Source organism: Aquiflexum sp. (assembly GCF_977115555.1).
In genome coordinates, this window is the sequence record NZ_CDSBKL010000643.1 from 1 (window position 1) to 1,395 (window position 1,395).

The 1,395-nt window shown below is 38.6% G+C and carries 1 protein-coding gene and 1 pseudogene; both read right to left on the reverse strand.

The window, feature by feature from the left end:
* Nucleotides 1-868 (reverse strand): class II glutamine amidotransferase (locus ACZFYI_RS20365; protein ID WP_462525950.1); only part of this gene is annotated, 868 nt, incomplete at its 3' end.
* 1 nt (nucleotide 869) lies between these two features.
* A pseudogene (locus ACZFYI_RS20370) lies at nucleotides 870-1,395 on the reverse strand (DUF354 domain-containing protein); the annotation flags it as partial.

A 1,395-nucleotide genomic window follows, 5' to 3' on the forward strand; every position in this document is an offset into this window, starting at 1 on the left:
CATTTCCAAAATCAGGGTTTTTGATGGAAGAAATTTTCAATGAATACGGAAGGACATTCTCAGCTTTTTTATATGATATACCACTTTTCTTAATACCAATTTCCTCCAACACCAAATTTGAAGGATCAAACCAAAATGCCTGATTTGGATTCACTTTTCGGATTTCATTGGTTTCGTTTGCTTTTCCTTTCTCAGGTAGGAAAGGAATCAATTCATCTAAATAATGTGATTCTGAGCCAAAAATCATGTAACTATTCCTATCAGTGAGATAGTACAAAGAACCGTTGTTGGTAGCCAAAAGGATTTTATTGAGCCTTGGAAAAAACGCCATGATGGAATAAGTACCCTCCAATTGGTTCAAAGAATCCTTGATAGCCATTTCTAAATTATCCTGATTTTGGAAAATAGATTGATCCAAAAGACTGAGAATGATTTCCGAATCAATCCTGAATTCTCTAATTAATTCCGGATGCTTTTCCCAAAGCAAATCTGCATTGACAATGATCCCATTATGGATCAAAAAATTTCCGTCCTTGATGACAGGTTGGTTGTTTTCATCCTCCAACTGTGACCCATTGGTAACCAGTCTCGCATGGCCAAAAACTGAAAAAGAGTCTTTATGACTCCTGTACCGCTCCAAAGAATTGGAAAGAGAAGATACAATTTCAGGGCTTTTCAACAGCTTTCTGATCCTTATGTCACCTTTGGTTACCTCCACTTTCTTTCCTTCATGGTCTACAAAAGCCATCCCGGAAGAGTCCTTTCCTCTCGACTCACTCAATAAAGCAAGTTTGGAAGAAAGTTTTCTGATTTCTCTATCCGAAATTCCGGATTCAGGTTTGACAAAAAGCCCAAAGATGCCGCACATATTACTTAAAATTAGCTTTTGGATCGAATTGGCCTGAGAGTAATTTTTGTTTTGATTGAGGATATTCGGCCACCAACCATGTCAAAAAATCGGTAAGGTTGTACCTATCTGGGTTTAATGATTTGGCTTTTTCTCTTAATCGGGTTTTGGATTCCTTATCATTCAAAATTTCATAGGCTTTTTCTAATGTGCCTTCCTGATACCTTTTATTAATTATCAACCCATCTTCAGCCTGCTTTTGTAAAGTACCGGCATCTAATGAATTGACATAAATTGCGGGAGTGCCAAGTGCAGCACATTCAGAAGCCATAGTCGCCCCTTCTCCAATAAACAAAGCGGCATAATACAAGACGTGGTGAACGCGATTTGGCTTGATGTTGATGTGGAAAGGCTGAAGTTCAAGCGGTAATGTTCCTTCCGAAGAGATAAAAATTTTGTATTCTTCGCTGAGCTTTTTGACCAAAGAGGTTTTGTATTCATCCGAAAAACCCATTTGTCCCTGATCGTGCAGGGCTCCCCATGAGACG